Here is a 13,907-nt window from a genome sequence, read left to right on the forward strand (position 1 = left end):
ATCAGGTCAAGTATCTGTCTATAAAATGATCAAAACGAGAAATTTTGGGGTGTTTCTATGTTGACAGTCGTTTTGTGTGTGCGGCTTGACTTCCATATATTGTGTATGATTTCTAGCGTATAGAGCATTTAGAAATAAGTCAATAGGGTTTTTGTATAAATAGTGTGCGAATTATAGGAGGATGCGTGAGGGGTTTTTTTTAAGGGCACCTCTGCTAGAATAAGCGCTTTATTGTCCTTAATTAGGTTGATGTTATGAATGATTTTGTCATTGTGATTCCGGCGCGTTTAAAGTCCACGCGTTTGCCGAATAAAATGATGTTACTGATTGGTGAGCAACCCGTGATCGAGCACACATGGCGCCAAGCGATGTCTGTGAAGGCGAAAAAAGTGATTGTGGCGACGGATGATCCCACGATTTATGATCACATGCGCAGCATCGGGGCAGAAGTTGTGATGACATCGAGTGATCATCCAACAGGTACAGATCGCTTAGCAGAAGTGGCGAACATCTGCGGTTTTCAAGATGAAGAAATCATTGTGAACTGGCAGGGGGACGAACCCTTTTTACCGTATGAATACATTCAAAAGGTGGCCACGAAATTGGCCTGTCATGAAAATGCTGCCATGAGTACATTGGCCACAGCTATTACTACATGGGATGATTTTTTAAACCCGAATGTGGTGAAAGTGGTGCACAATCATGTGGATGGTGCATTGTATTTTTCCCGTGCGCCCATTCCTTATCCAAGAGGTGTTGAGCAAGGTGAAGGCACATTGCCAGAGCATTTAACGCCAGAGCGCCACATTGGCGTGTATGCATATCGTGCTTTTTTCTTAAAAGCGTATCCAAAATTACAGTCATCTCACTTAGAACAAGTCGAATCACTCGAGCAATTGCGTGCATTATCCAATGGCTATCAAATTGTGGTGGAAAAAATGAACACGGTGCCACCTGTTGGCATTGATACAGAGGCAGAACTCACCGCAGCGCGCGCATGGTATGCCAAAGAGAAGGGGCAATAAGATGTCGATCCAATATTTTTTACCACAACGATTGAGCTCATGGTGCATGCGTAAATTGACGCGCATTCGCACCCCTTGGTTTAAAAATCTGTTCATTAAGGTGTTCTCAAAACTCTATGACATCAACTGGCAAGAGAGCGCCGTGAAAAACCCTGAAGAGTTTAAAACATTTAATGAATTTTTCACGCGTTCATTAGAAAAAGGCGCACGCCCAATTGCAGATGCGCCTTTAGTGTCACCTGCCGATGGTAAAATTGCCGCCTGTGGCAACTTAGAGGATACCCAATTCATTCGTGCCAAAGGCCATGATTTTACGGTGGAAAGCTTAATTGCTGATCCTGAGTTGGCACAAACTTTTAAAGATGGTAGCTTTGCGACGGTGTATTTATCCCCAAGGGATTATCACCGCGTGCACATGCCAGCTGCGGGCACATTGCTGCGCACCATTCACATTCCGGGCAAGCTTTACAGTGTGTCATTGAAAACAGCCGGACAGATTCCCACATTGTTTGCAGAAAATGAGCGTTATGTCTCTGTGTTTGATACGGAATATGGCAAGATGATTGTCATTTTAGTGGGTGCGATCAATGTTTCAAGCATGGAAACCGTTTGGGCAGGGGAGATCACACCGCCTTATGGTAAAGTGTTGGCGTATCAAAATTATGAGGATGGCATGACGTTAGAAAAAGGTGCAGAAATGGGGCGCTTTAATATGGGTTCGACGGCGATTGTGCTCCTTGAAAAGAATGATCGCGTTGCCTTAAATCCTGAGTTAAAAGAGGCAGCGCCTGTGCAAATGGGCGGGGCGCTTTATAATCTTTGCAATTTGTCTCAAGATTGATTATAATTCAGCGCTTGTATTTTTAACAAAATACATTCCTTGTCTTACAGGTATCCTGAAGACTTTATTGTTAATAAATCCATAAGGAATTATGAATATGCGTCATTATGAAGTTGTATTCCTTGTTCATCCAGATCAAAGCGAACAAGTACCAGCGATGATTGAACGTTATCGTTCAGTTGTAACGAACGAAGGTGGCCAAATCCACCGTTTAGAAGATTGGGGTCGTCGTCAATTGGCTTACCCAATTCAAAAATTACACAAAGCTCATTATGTGTTAATGAACATTGAATGTAACGAATTGGCTCTTGAAGAATTACAAGGCATTTTCCGTTTCAATGATGCGATTTTACGTCACATGGTTATTCAAAAAGAAGAAGCTGTGACTGAGCCATCTGTATTAGTTAAGCCTCAGCGCGAAGACCGTTCTAACGAAGAGTCTGCTGAAGCGGGTGAATAATCCCATCATTCAATAAAGGAATTTAAATATGTCACGTTATTTTCGTCGTAAAAGATTCTGCCGTTTCACAGCAGAAAACGTAAAAGAAATTGATTATAAAGATATCAATACCTTAAAAAATTATATCACTGAAACTGGGAAAATCATCCCAAGTCGTGTTACTGGAACGCAAGCTCGTTATCAGCGTCAATTAGCAACTGCGATCAAACGCGCTCGCTACATTGCATTGCTTCCATATACTGATCAGCATTAATTTTAAGGAGCAATCATGCAAGTTATTTTATTAGAAAAAATCGGCAAGTTAGGTCAACTTGGTGATACTGTTGAAGTAAAATCTGGTTATGCTCGTAACTACTTATTACCATTAGGTAAAGCTACAGAAGCAACACCTGCGAATTTACAAAAATTAGAAGAGCGTCGTGCAGAATTAGAAGCGAAACAAGCGGCTATTTTGGCAGATGCAACTGAACGCGGCGAAAAATTAAGCGGCATCGTGATCACTATGTCTGTGAAAGCAGGAACAGAAGGCCGTTTATTCGGTGCTGTGACTAGCCAAGACATCGCTGAAGCGGTAACCAACGCTGGCGTTAAATTAGACAAACGCGAAGTTCGCATCGCTGACGGTTCTATCCGTAGCATCGGTGAACACGCTGTTGTATTAGCATTGCACCCAGATGTTGTTGTAGACATCCAAGTGAACGTAGTGGCTGAATAATTTCAACCCCTCAATGCATTAAAAAAAACCCGCTGATTGCGGGTTTTTTGTTGCCTTACTGTTTGTGTGCAAAGGATCGCCATTCAATTAAACCATACACTGCATTGAATAGATAAATGCAATATTGTGCACCAATGACAGGATTAGGTTCAGGGCCAAAAAAGTTTAACCCCACCACAAACACATTCATGATGATCCATAGATACCAGTTAAAGTCATAACGCATCACCAGCAATGTTTGTGCGGGTACCGCTAAACCAAAAATGATGCCATTGACGATGAGTTGTCCGAGGGTATTGTCCACGCCCATCACTTTTGTGATCCAGATGCTCAAACCAAAAATGGCAAAAAAGGCAGAAATGACATAGAGCATTTGTAGCCATGTTAGGCTGCGGGTGATGACTTTATCATCTTGATCATGATGTTTGCGCCAATTAAAAATGCCATAGATGTGCGTGCTAAAGTTATACAGATGGGGCAATCCTGCGCCAATGTTACCGCCCAAAAAATTGCCCATGCTTTCACCAAAGGTGGCCAATAGGCCAAAATAGTTACCAAGCTGGCTTCTGCGGGTGAATAAAATGACGCAAATTAAGCCCGTGATCGCGCCAAAAAATGAGATGGCATAACGAAGATTGAGGGCTTTAAACGGTTCTGTGTATAAAAATGCGCCAATCACCAAAATAAAACAGACAAACGGATAGGCTTTGTGCCGACCGATGGTTAAAATGAGCGAACGCATGTCTCCTCCTTACAGTGAGTTTTTCAATAATCCATCCACTAAATCAATGCATTGTAAATAACGCTCATCGTATTGATCTGAGGTGATCTCGACATAGGGCACATTATTTTCCGCAAGTAATGACTTGAGTAAGCACTGAAACTCTTTACGCACATGATTTGAGCCTAAATGGCGCAGGCCATCGGCCACCCAGGGCGTATTATTTTCCAATAAAATCACTAAATCAAAGCGATAGGTATCGATCATCGCTTGTACAAATGGATTCGATTTACCTTCATACTTCATACAAAAGGCTTGTGTGGTGATGAAGTCTGTGTCAATAAAGGCGATCTTATTGGCATGTTTGACGGCAAAATCAATGTATTGCGCATGACCTAAGGCAATTTTGTCATAGTCCGAAAACTGTAAGGCGCGTTCATCGCCACCTAAGTGTTTAAACACATATTCACGTCCATATTCCCAAGCGCTGGTGGTGTTGAACATGTTGGCCAATTTATTGACCATCGTGCTTTTACCGCTGGACTCACCGCCTAAAATGGCAATGGTTTTGACAAAAAATGGGCGCACTTCTGTGGGAATGTATTCCCAATGATGCAAGGGCGAGCGGCGAATGTCTTCGCTGCAAATGTTCATAAAGGTGCGCTCAGGATCAATGATTTTAGTCGGCAATCCTAAATGCTTTTGGTAAAAATCTACATCATGGGTTTCGCTGCTGTAGATGACATTTGGGTCAATATTGTGGGATTGCAAAAACTCATCGACTTTATGTGCCCACTTGATTTGATCATCCATGGATTGCGTGAGGTTCTCTTCATCAATGTAATGGATGTGAATATTTTTTTGGTACTTAAAGGTTTGCAGTAACCAGCGCAAGCGATCTTTTAAAGAGGGCTGGCGGCTCATGGCGCTGTCTTTAAAGGTCTGTAAATCGCGCGCTTCATTGTAGCGCAAAATGATGTGCAATTCGTCTAATTGACTGATGGCGCGCTGAATGAGGTAAACATGCCCCGTGTGCAGTGGATAAAATGCCCCAAAGATCAAACCGACGGTTTTATCTTCGGTTTGTGGATTAATATTGAGGTATTGATACAGGGCATTGAGCTTTGTGGCGCTTGGGTTTTGCACTTTATTATTGAGTAACTGGCTTAAATAACCCTTGGTCATGTCGCAGTGGTCTGCCACATTCTGCAAGGTTAAACCTTTATCTTTGATGACTTTTTTTACATAGGCCATATTGATCATAGCACTGTCTCCTTAAACAATTATTATTAATTATACATATTTTGTTTAATATATAAAACCTTTATTCGCCGCGCACCAAGCCAATGAGGGCAGGATTGCTGATGATGTCCGCTAAGCAGTAGCCATCGAGCACTTGTAAAAAGCTTTTGAGGGCATCTTGCATGATGCGTTTAATGCGACATTGTGGCGTCACTTGGCATTGATTGGTGCTCGAAAAGCACTCAATGAGAGGGAAATCTTCAAAATCCCGCACCAATTGACCAAGGTTAATGTTCAGAGGATTCTGTCCTAATTTTAAGCCGCCTTGATTGCCGCGGATGCTGGTTAAATAACCCTGCTTATTGAGTTTGGCAATCACTTTAGTTAAGTGGCTTCGGGAGATGGTGTAGTAGTTGGCAATCTCACTGATGTTGACGAGTCGATCTGGGTAGCTCGCCACATAAATCATAGTTTTAAAGGCGTAATCCGTTTGTTGTGTGAGTTGCATGGTTGTGTTCAGTCAATGGGAAATAAAAAACGATCCAGTGCAATGCACTGGATCTTGTGGAGGTGATCAATGGGTTATTTGACCGCATCTTTCACTTTGTCTTTGGCATCATGGGCCGTTTCAATCACCGCATCTTTGGCATCAGAGATGTGATCTTTTGCCGTCTGTGTGGCATCTTTTGCAGCATCTTTTACGTCAGAGGCTTTCTCTTTTGCCTGCTCGATGGTTTGTTCAGCATGGGCTTTGGCATCCTTTTGAGCGTCATCGATGGCAACTTGCGCTTGCTCGATCTTATCTTGTGCAGCTTTTTTCACATCTTCAGACTTTTCTTTAGCGGCAGCGACTTCTTCTTTGGCCGTTTCATGGGCATGCTCAACGGCATCTTTCACTTTGTTGCCCGCTTCTTTTGCTTTGTGGGCAATCTCATCAACTTTTGCGTCAGCATCAATCACAAGACCTTTAAATTTCTCTTTTAAGGTCGAGATCTCATTTTTGCTCATGTGTTGATATAAATCTTTTAAATCTGTGCCTAAACGGTGCAATAAATTTTCACTTTCTGTGAAATGTTCCGTTTGGGTTTTCAGTTTTTCTTTGACACCCTCAAGTTCGGCTTTGAGTTTATCAATCACTTCATTGTTTGCAGACACGCCAGAGCGGGCCACGAAATAGCCGATCACAACACCGGCAATGCCACCTAAAATGAAAAACATCACTTCTGCACCCATCGTTCACTCCTTATATCATTTAAATTATTAAAAAATATCCAGCAAATTCATTATACTATTCATTGATCATTCATTGTACTGAATTTTGCGCCATTTAGGGCTTATTTTAATTAGCTGTTGAAAACTCCCTATGAACTCCATACAATGATCTGCTTTGTTTTTATAATTGTTTGTGTCTTTCCATGAAAATACTGATTTTAGGTGCAGGACAGGTCGGTTCTAACGCTGCCAATATTCTTTCGCAAGAGGCGAAACATGAGGTGACGATTGTCGATGTTGACTCGAACATTTTAGCGAATCTGCAAGAACGCTACGACATTCGCACAGTGGTGGGCAATGCCTCATTGCCACATGTGCTTGATGAAGCCGGTGCAAAAGAGGCGGACATTGTCATTGCCGTGACCTCAAGCGATGAAGTGAACATGATCGCATGCCAGTTGTCACACACACTGTTTGATGTGCGTTTAAAAATTGCGCGCATTCGTTCTCAATCTTACATTGAATATGCGGACATCTTTGGCCATGAATTAGAAAAAGCGTTCAACATTGACGTGATCATCAGCCCTGAGATTTTAGTGAAAGAACGTTTAAAAAACATCATCAATTTACCGGGTGCTCAGCAAGTGCTGCGCTTTGATCGTGGGCGCGTGTTGATTGTCGCGGCTCAAGCAGAAGAGGGCGGGCGCTTAGTGGGTTTACCGATTAAGGATTTGCCTTCCCATTTACCTGACATTGATGTGCGCATCGTGGCGATTTTCCGTAAAGATGAGCCTTTAGAGATCACCGGAGAAAGCGTCATTGAAGTGGGGGATGAAGTTTATTATTTATGCCCACAAAAACATGCCCGTTTAGTGATGGCTGAGATTCGCCCTTCGACAAAAATTGCCAAAAAAGTGATGATCGCTGGCGGCGGAAACATTGGTTATCGTCTTGCAAGTGCATTAGAAGATGATCTGCGCGTGAAAATCATCGAAATTGATAAAGCAAACGCCGCGCGCTTAACGTCCCATTTAAAAAATGCGTTGGTGCTCAATGGTGATTGCACCGATGAGGCATTATTGTACGATGAAAACATTGATCAGATCGATGTGTATTGCGCGGTGACGGAAGATGAGCAAACCAATATTTTATCGAGCATGCTCGCGAAGCGCTTAGGGGCTAAACGCGTCATCACTTTAATTAACCGCAGTGCCTTTGTGGATTTGGTGGAAAATGAGTCAAATATTGACATCGCCTTCTCTCCGCAACAAGTGACTTTAGGTGTATTATTGACGTACATTCGTAAGGGTGATGTGATTCAGTTGTATTCACTTGGCACCGGTGATTTAGAAGCGTTTGAGATTGTGGCACACGGTACGCCTGAAACCTCACGCATCATTGGTAAAGTGGTTGAAGAGATCGATTGGCCCGATGGCATTACGCTTGCGGGCATCATTCGCAATCAGCAGGTGATCGTCTCCCATAAGAATTCCATCATTGAAGAAAATGACCACATGATCTTTTTCATTTCAAATAAGCAAAGCATTCCAGAGTTGGAATCGCTGTGCCAAATCAAAGGCAGTCATGACTAATACACAAGGAGAGTTTAATGAGTAAAGTGAACAAAGTTGTTCTCGCCTATTCAGGCGGTTTAGATACATCTGTAATCTTAAAATGGTTACAAGATGAATATAATTGTGAAGTGGTCACCTTCACAGCAGATTTAGGTCAAGGCGAAGAAGTGGAACCTGCACGCGCAAAAGCTCAAGCTTTAGGCGTGAAAGAGATCTACATTGATGACTTGCGTGAAGAATTTGCCCGTGATTTCATCTTCCCAATGTTCCGTGCGAACACAATTTATGAAGGTGAATATTTATTAGGGACGTCCATTGCGCGCCCATTGATCGCTAAGCGTTTAATTGAGATCGCCAATGAAACCAATGCCGATGCCATCTCTCATGGTGCAACGGGTAAAGGGAACGATCAAGTGCGTTTTGAATTGGGCGCTTATGCATTAAAACCAGACGTGAAAGTGATTGCGCCTTGGCGCGAATGGGATTTGATGTCTCGTGAAAAATTGCTCGATTATGCAGAAAAAAATAACATTCAGATCGATCGTGGCGGTAAAAAATCTCCATACTCAATGGATGCGAACTTATTGCACATCTCTTATGAAGGTTTGGCATTAGAAAACCCATGGAATGAGCCAGAAGTTGACATGTGGCGCTGGACAGTTTCTCCTGAAGAAGCACCGAATGAACCCACTTACATCGAATTGACCTTTGAAAAAGGTGACGTTGTGGCGATTGATGGCGTTGAGAAATCACCGGCAACTGTGATGGCTGAATTGAACAAAATCGCAGGCGCGAACGGCATTGGCCGCGTGGACATCGTTGAAAACCGCTATGTGGGCATGAAAGCTCGTGGTTGCTATGAAACGCCAGCAGGGACTGTGATTTTAAAAGCACACCGTGCGATTGAATCCATCACATTAGACCGTGAAGCGGCGCACTTGAAAGATGAGTTGATGCCACGTTACGCATCTTTAATCTATAACGGTTACTGGTGGAGCCCTGAGCGTGAAATGTTACAAGCGGCGATTGATAAATCCCAAGAACACGTTTCTGGCGTTGTGCGCTTAAAACTCTACAAAGGCAATGTGATCGTTGTGGGTCGTAAATCTGAAGCGTCTTTATTTGATGAAAACATCGCAACATTTGAAGATGATGCTGGTGCATACGATCAAAAAGATGCAGCAGGTTTCATTAAATTAAATGCCCTTCGTTTACGTACGGCAGCAAAACGTGCCCATAAAAACAAATAATGTTGACGCATTGATTGAAAAAGGACTGCTTGGCAGTCCTTTTTTTATGGCTCGATGGTTATTGCGTAGAATCTTTAGGTGCTTGGTTTTGCGTAAAGGCTTCTAAATTTTCAAGCTCTTGATCATCTAATTTAGGCACTTTCGTGCAAATGTGGATGTCTTGGGCAGCGAGCTCTTTACAGATGTTTTTTAAACTTTGATCTAGGGATTGAATATGATCAAGGAGTAAATTAATCGCTGTGGCTTCAGGATCAGGCGTTACAGCATCAACGCCATACGCGGTAAAGAGTTTGCTTGCAATCTCCGTTGAAAGCGTATTTTGTTTCACAATGCGTGCAGGAATGCCAACTGCGGTGGTGTTTTCTGGTATTGGTTTGGTCACCACAGAGTTAGACCCCACTTTAGCATTGTCCCCAAGTGTGATGGGACCTAAAATTTTAGCGCCTGCACCAATGATCACATTATTGCCAAGGGTTGGGTGGCGTTTACCTTCATTGAGGCTCGTGCCGCCTAATGTCACACCATGATAGAGGGTACAATCATTGCCAATCTCTGTGGTTTCACCAATCACAACGCCCATGCCGTGATCAATGAAAAAGCGGCGACCAATTTTTGCACCCGGATGAATCTCAATGCCCGTTAAAAAACGCGTCACAGTCGATAACCAGCGCGCTAATAGCTTACAGTGATGATGCCATAAGAAATGGGAAATGCGATGTCCCCACACAGCCCATAAGCCGGGGTAAGCAAGCAAAACTTCTAAGGTGTTGCGGGCGGCAGGATCTTTATAGTGAATGGTTTGAATGTCTTCTTTCATGTGTTTGAACATGTTTAGCCCTCAATTTTGCGGTTAATGGCGGTGAGAATGCCGCGCAATAAATGGATTTCAGGTTCGGTTAAGTCACGTTTTTGAAAGAGGTTACGCACTTTTTTCATGATGTTTTTCGGCTCATTGGGGTCTAAAAACTCAGTTTGGCACAAGACCTCTTCTAAATGCTGATAAAACCCTTCGCGCATCTCGCCATTCGCTAAAGGATCAAGGTCAAAGTGCTCAGTGATCATCGGAATCTCTAACGCTGTTTTATGGGCTTTATGGAGCTCATAACACACCACTTGAATGGCTGAGGCAATGTTGAGTGAATTGTAACGATTTTCAGTGGGAATCGTCATCATGCGTTGGCAAAGTTCGATCTCTTCATTGGTCAGCCCTGTGCGTTCTGTGCCAAAGACAAAGGCAATCTGTTGATCATCTGCCACTTGAATGTCACGCACAGCTTCAATGGCAGCTTCTTCGACGGTGTAGAGTTTAGATGAAATGTAACGCGGGCGCGCTGTGGTGGCATATGCCACATGACAATCTTTTAAGGCTTCTTCTAACGTTGGCACAACGACAGCTTGTTCTAATACATCGACAGCGCCGCTGGCAAGTGCTGTGGCTTCTTGGCTTGGGAAGTGCTTAGGATCCACTAAAGTTAAATGGTATAAACCCATCACACGCATTGCACGCGCTGCTGCGCCAATGTTGCCTGAGTGAGAGGTGCGCACCATAACAATGCGAATGCGATTTAAAAGGGTATCGGGAAATGGTTTTTTCATGATGATTGCTTTTTAAGAGAGGGATTTGCCCACATAGAGCCCTGTAAAGACGCAGCCTAAGCTTAAAATCAGGCTGCTCATGCTGTAAAGGAGGGCAGTGCCAAATTTACCGGCTTCAATGAGCTGCCAATTTTCGAGGGAGAATGTGGAAAAGGTGGTGTAACCACCGCATAACCCTGTGATGAAGAAATATTTGAGCAAAGAGGATTGTGCCTCTTTTGCAGTCAGGATCGCCATCAATACACCAATCAACAATGCCCCTAAAAGATTGATGCAAAAGGTTGCCATCGGGAATGCATGTGGCCAAATCCGCACAATGGCAACGCCGCTCAAATGCCGTAAAATCGCACCTAAACCGCCGCCAATGCCGATGAGTGTAATGATGATGAGTTGATTCATACTTAAATAAAATGGTGATCAATGCGCTATTGTATGAGTTATGGGCGCACTTTAAAAGCACCGTGTTTAAGATGTCTTCAAAATCTGGCCATTTTCAATCTCAATGACGGCATCGCCAAAGGTGCGTGCATCTTCATGATCATGAGTGATGAGGATCATCGGAATCTGTAAATCTGCTTGAATGTCGCTGAGCTCTTTACGCATGATGCTGCGTAAATCAGTATCGAGGGCAGAAAAAGGCTCATCTAATAAAATGGCCATCGGATTGACAATCAACGCGCGAGCAAGGGCTACGCGCTGTTTTTGCCCGCCTGAGATTTCATCAGGATATTGAAACTGAATGCCCTCTAAATGAAAGAGTTCGAGCCAATATTGAACTTCTGGCGGTACATGGTGTTTGCGGCCATTGAAAATGGATTGATGCAGCGCAAAGCCAATGTTTTGTGCCACATTTAAATGGGGAAATAGAGCATAACTCTGAAAGAGATAGGCGAGTTTGCGCGCTTGGGGTTTGAGGTTAATTTTGTGATCGGCATCAAACAAAACGCGATCTTGCAACACGATTTTACCCGCATCTGGCGTAATGAGCCCTGCAATCGTTTTTAATAAAACACTTTTCCCAGAACCTGATGCCCCAACGATCACTAAGCGTTCCGCCTCAGTTTGATACTCAACATCAAGCACAAAGGTGCGTTTATAAGCTGTTAATGTTTTATGGATGGATAGATCAATGGTCATAGTTGCCCTTACAAGCGAGGTTTGCGAGGGTTGAGGAATGTTGCCGTCATTAAAATACAGATACACACAATGGATGTGATGAGCACTAAATAGTTCGCGGTATCATAATCAAAGGAGTTATAAGCACGATAAATGGCAATTGAGAGTGTTTGTGTCTTTTGTGTGGCACCAGCCACCATTAAGGTTGCGCCAAATTCGCCAAGTGCGCGGGCAAACGCTAAGAGAACACCCGAAAGAACACCACGCCATGCTAAAGGCAGTGTGACACGAAAAAAGATGGCAATTTTAGAGACTCCAAGCATGCTGGCCGCTTGTTCATATTCGCGGTTGACATCTTCAAAGGCTGCACGCGCAGGCTTTAAAATCAATGGGAATGCCACAATCGTTGCAGCGATCACTGCAGCTTGCCAAGTAAAGATCAGGCGAATGCCAAACGTTGAAGACAACCATTGGCCAAACATGCTTTTCTGGCCAATGACTGTTAAGAGGTAATAGCCGAGCACTGTCGGAGGTAAAACCATCGGTAGGGTAAGGATGGTGTCGAGTAGATTTTTACCCCAAAAGTTTGCCCGAGCTAGGAAGTACCCAATTAAAATGCCTAATAGGGAGCCGATTAACGTGGCAAAACCTGCCACCTTAAGCGTTAGGATTAAAATTGGATAAATTGAATCGATCATTCAGGCTTCGTGAATCCGTAATCTTCTAAAATCTTTTGGCTGTCTGCATTAAAGATATAGTCATAGAAACGGTCACTGCCTTTTTTACTGTCTGTGGTTAAGGCAATTGGGTAAGTGATCGGTTGTTCTGTGGGCACTGTGAAGGCAACGCGCACCTCTTTTTTGAGGACAGCAGCATCTGTACCATACACAAAGCCTGTGTCGGTTTCATTTTGTGCCACATACGCAAGGGATTGACGCACGCTTTCAGTTTCAATGAATTTAGGCTCAAGGGTTTGCCATAATTTAGCGGCTTCTAAGACACTTTTAGTGTAGCGGCCAACTGGCACGCTCGCAGGGTTTGCAAGAGCGATTTTCGTCACATCTGTTTTGGTTAAATCTTCTAAATTTTTAGGATCTAATTTGCTGTCTGTGCTGACAATCACCACCAATGTATTTTGGACAAAGGTTTTACGAGTGTCGGCTTTCACCAATTTTTTCTCAATGGCTTTGTCCATGGTCACTTGGTCAGCTGAGGCAAAGATGTCCACAGGTGCGCCATTTTCCATTTGCTGTAACAATGCGCCAGAGCCTGCAAAGTTGAGCATCACTTTATCTTCAGGATGCGCTTTTTCGTAGTTTTTAGCGATGTCTGTAAAGGCATTTGTTAAGCTTGCAGCCGCAGACACCATGATCTCTTCAGCAGAGGCTAAAGTGAAGAATGAGGCGATTAACGTTGTGGCAATTAAATGTTTTTTCATGCGTATTACTCCACAGTTAGGAATCTAAACAGCTCGTAATATACATTGTTATATATCGAAATTCAATCTCACAGCGGCGATTAAGAGAGAATGATCCATCCAGTGCCATCGGTTTGTGTGTAATTGACCACAGAATCTGTGATTTGATTGCTGAGGGATCGCCCAAAGCCTGCGGGCAATGTGGCGTTCGTTAATGGCCATTTAACGCCACTTGTGGTCACTGATTGCAGTGTCGTGATGGGCACAATACTCAAGCGCTGATAATGTTCTTGGGCAATGGCAAGCGTGCAAGCGTGATTGAGGGAATAGAGTTTTGTGTGGCCATCTGTATGAATGAAATGGAGATCCTCATGCGCGCAGGGCAACATAAATAAGCCCATTTGATGGTCAATCAGTCCGCCAATGCCGCCAATTAAAATGCACTCTGTGATGTTTAGTGATTCAGCTTTTGAGAGGGCAAGTTCTGTGTCTAAATAATCTTTGTCCGTCGGATGCGTCTCTTTATTAAGATGTTGATAGATGGCTTGATCTTCGCTTTGGCAAGAGTCAAAATCGCCCACCCATAAATTTGGCGTAACATCGAGCCCTTTGACATGTTCAATGCCGCCATCTACCGCGATGATGTAATCATTCTCAGTCAAAGAGAGGTTCAATTGTGCGTAATTGACGGGGCCAGGGAGCAAAAGAATCAAACGAGTGTACATTTTGTGCCTTTAG

General features: G+C 43.5%; 18 protein-coding genes. 7 read left to right on the forward strand and 11 right to left on the reverse strand.

What is annotated here, in order from left to right; translation table 11 throughout:
• Positions 1-254 precede the first annotated feature (254 nt).
• The 5 genes from kdsB to rplI all read left to right on the forward strand — a co-directional run bounded on the left by kdsB (position 255) and on the right by rplI (position 3,041).
• Entirely contained in the window at positions 255-1,025 is a 771-nt protein-coding gene (kdsB, locus tag B9T10_RS01670; protein ID WP_094537640.1) for a 3-deoxy-manno-octulosonate cytidylyltransferase, read from the forward strand.
• A gap of 1 nt (position 1,026) precedes the next feature.
• Complete coding sequence (asd, locus tag B9T10_RS01675) at positions 1,027-1,866, forward strand: archaetidylserine decarboxylase (protein ID WP_063454909.1); 840 nt, start codon at positions 1,027-1,029, stop codon at positions 1,864-1,866.
• A gap of 97 nt (positions 1,867-1,963) precedes the next feature.
• Positions 1,964-2,326: a 30S ribosomal protein S6 gene (gene rpsF / locus B9T10_RS01680; protein WP_008314572.1), complete on the forward strand. Its 363-nt coding sequence runs from the start codon at positions 1,964-1,966 to the stop codon at positions 2,324-2,326.
• A gap of 28 nt (positions 2,327-2,354) precedes the next feature.
• Complete coding sequence (gene rpsR / locus B9T10_RS01685; RefSeq protein WP_008314575.1) at positions 2,355-2,579, forward strand: 30S ribosomal protein S18; 225 nt, start codon at positions 2,355-2,357, stop codon at positions 2,577-2,579.
• A gap of 15 nt (positions 2,580-2,594) precedes the next feature.
• Positions 2,595-3,041, forward strand: coding sequence for a 50S ribosomal protein L9 (gene rplI / locus B9T10_RS01690; protein ID WP_008314578.1), 447 nt, complete (start codon positions 2,595-2,597; stop codon positions 3,039-3,041).
• Between the two features lie 55 nt (positions 3,042-3,096).
• Here the strand turns inward: rplI and pnuC are convergent, their stop codons facing one another.
• From pnuC to B9T10_RS01710, 4 genes are all read right to left on the reverse strand, one after another.
• Entirely contained in the window at positions 3,097-3,783 is a 687-nt protein-coding gene (gene pnuC, locus B9T10_RS01695) for a nicotinamide riboside transporter PnuC (protein WP_094488590.1), read from the reverse strand.
• A gap of 9 nt (positions 3,784-3,792) precedes the next feature.
• Complete coding sequence (nadR, locus tag B9T10_RS01700; protein WP_008314584.1) at positions 3,793-5,025, reverse strand: multifunctional transcriptional regulator/nicotinamide-nucleotide adenylyltransferase/ribosylnicotinamide kinase NadR; 1,233 nt, start codon at positions 5,023-5,025, stop codon at positions 3,793-3,795.
• Positions 5,026-5,086: 61 nt separating this feature from the next.
• Positions 5,087-5,512, reverse strand: coding sequence for an Rrf2 family transcriptional regulator (locus tag B9T10_RS01705; protein WP_008314586.1), 426 nt, complete (start codon positions 5,510-5,512; stop codon positions 5,087-5,089).
• A gap of 74 nt (positions 5,513-5,586) precedes the next feature.
• Positions 5,587-6,237 carry a ZapG family protein gene (locus B9T10_RS01710; protein ID WP_094537641.1) on the reverse strand — a complete coding sequence of 217 codons (651 nt, stop codon included), beginning with the start codon at positions 6,235-6,237 and terminating at the stop codon, positions 5,587-5,589.
• 182 nt (positions 6,238-6,419) lie between these two features.
• On the opposite strand from B9T10_RS01710, the gene trkA reads away from it, so the two are divergent.
• Positions 6,420-7,808 (forward strand): Trk system potassium transporter TrkA, encoded by a 1,389-nt coding sequence (gene trkA / locus B9T10_RS01715; RefSeq protein ID WP_039949882.1) that lies wholly within the window; start codon positions 6,420-6,422, stop codon positions 7,806-7,808.
• Between the two features lie 17 nt (positions 7,809-7,825).
• A complete protein-coding gene (locus B9T10_RS01720) occupies positions 7,826-9,040 on the forward strand; it encodes an argininosuccinate synthase (protein WP_063454912.1) in 1,215 nt (404 codons plus the stop codon).
• Between the two features lie 58 nt (positions 9,041-9,098).
• Here B9T10_RS01720 and cysE read toward each other — a convergent pair whose 3' ends face one another.
• From cysE to B9T10_RS01755, 7 genes are all read right to left on the reverse strand, one after another.
• Positions 9,099-9,869, reverse strand: a complete 771-nt coding sequence (cysE, locus tag B9T10_RS01725) for a serine O-acetyltransferase (protein ID WP_008314592.1) — start codon at positions 9,867-9,869, stop codon at positions 9,099-9,101.
• Positions 9,870-9,871: 2 nt separating this feature from the next.
• Positions 9,872-10,636, reverse strand: a complete 765-nt coding sequence (locus B9T10_RS01730; RefSeq protein ID WP_008314593.1) for an RNA methyltransferase — start codon at positions 10,634-10,636, stop codon at positions 9,872-9,874.
• A 12-nt stretch (positions 10,637-10,648) separates the two neighbouring features.
• Entirely contained in the window at positions 10,649-11,035 is a 387-nt protein-coding gene (crcB, locus tag B9T10_RS01735; protein ID WP_008314594.1) for a fluoride efflux transporter CrcB, read from the reverse strand.
• Positions 11,036-11,101: 66 nt separating this feature from the next.
• Positions 11,102-11,773 (reverse strand): ATP-binding cassette domain-containing protein, encoded by a 672-nt coding sequence (locus B9T10_RS01740; RefSeq protein ID WP_094537642.1) that lies wholly within the window; start codon positions 11,771-11,773, stop codon positions 11,102-11,104.
• An 8-nt stretch (positions 11,774-11,781) separates the two neighbouring features.
• Positions 11,782-12,450 (reverse strand): molybdate ABC transporter permease subunit, encoded by a 669-nt coding sequence (gene modB, locus B9T10_RS01745; protein WP_008314596.1) that lies wholly within the window; start codon positions 12,448-12,450, stop codon positions 11,782-11,784.
• Positions 12,447-13,190 carry a molybdate ABC transporter substrate-binding protein gene (modA, locus tag B9T10_RS01750; RefSeq protein WP_094537643.1) on the reverse strand — a complete coding sequence of 248 codons (744 nt, stop codon included), beginning with the start codon at positions 13,188-13,190 and terminating at the stop codon, positions 12,447-12,449. The genes modB and modA overlap by 4 nt, the downstream gene beginning before the upstream one ends.
• Positions 13,191-13,270: 80 nt before the next feature.
• Positions 13,271-13,894, reverse strand: a complete 624-nt coding sequence (locus B9T10_RS01755; protein ID WP_094537644.1) for a thiamine diphosphokinase — start codon at positions 13,892-13,894, stop codon at positions 13,271-13,273.
• Positions 13,895-13,907 lie beyond the last annotated feature (13 nt).

Origin of the sequence: Wohlfahrtiimonas chitiniclastica (assembly GCF_002252325.1) — a bacterium.
GTDB classification, from domain to species: Bacteria; Pseudomonadota; Gammaproteobacteria; order Cardiobacteriales; family Wohlfahrtiimonadaceae; genus Wohlfahrtiimonas; species Wohlfahrtiimonas chitiniclastica.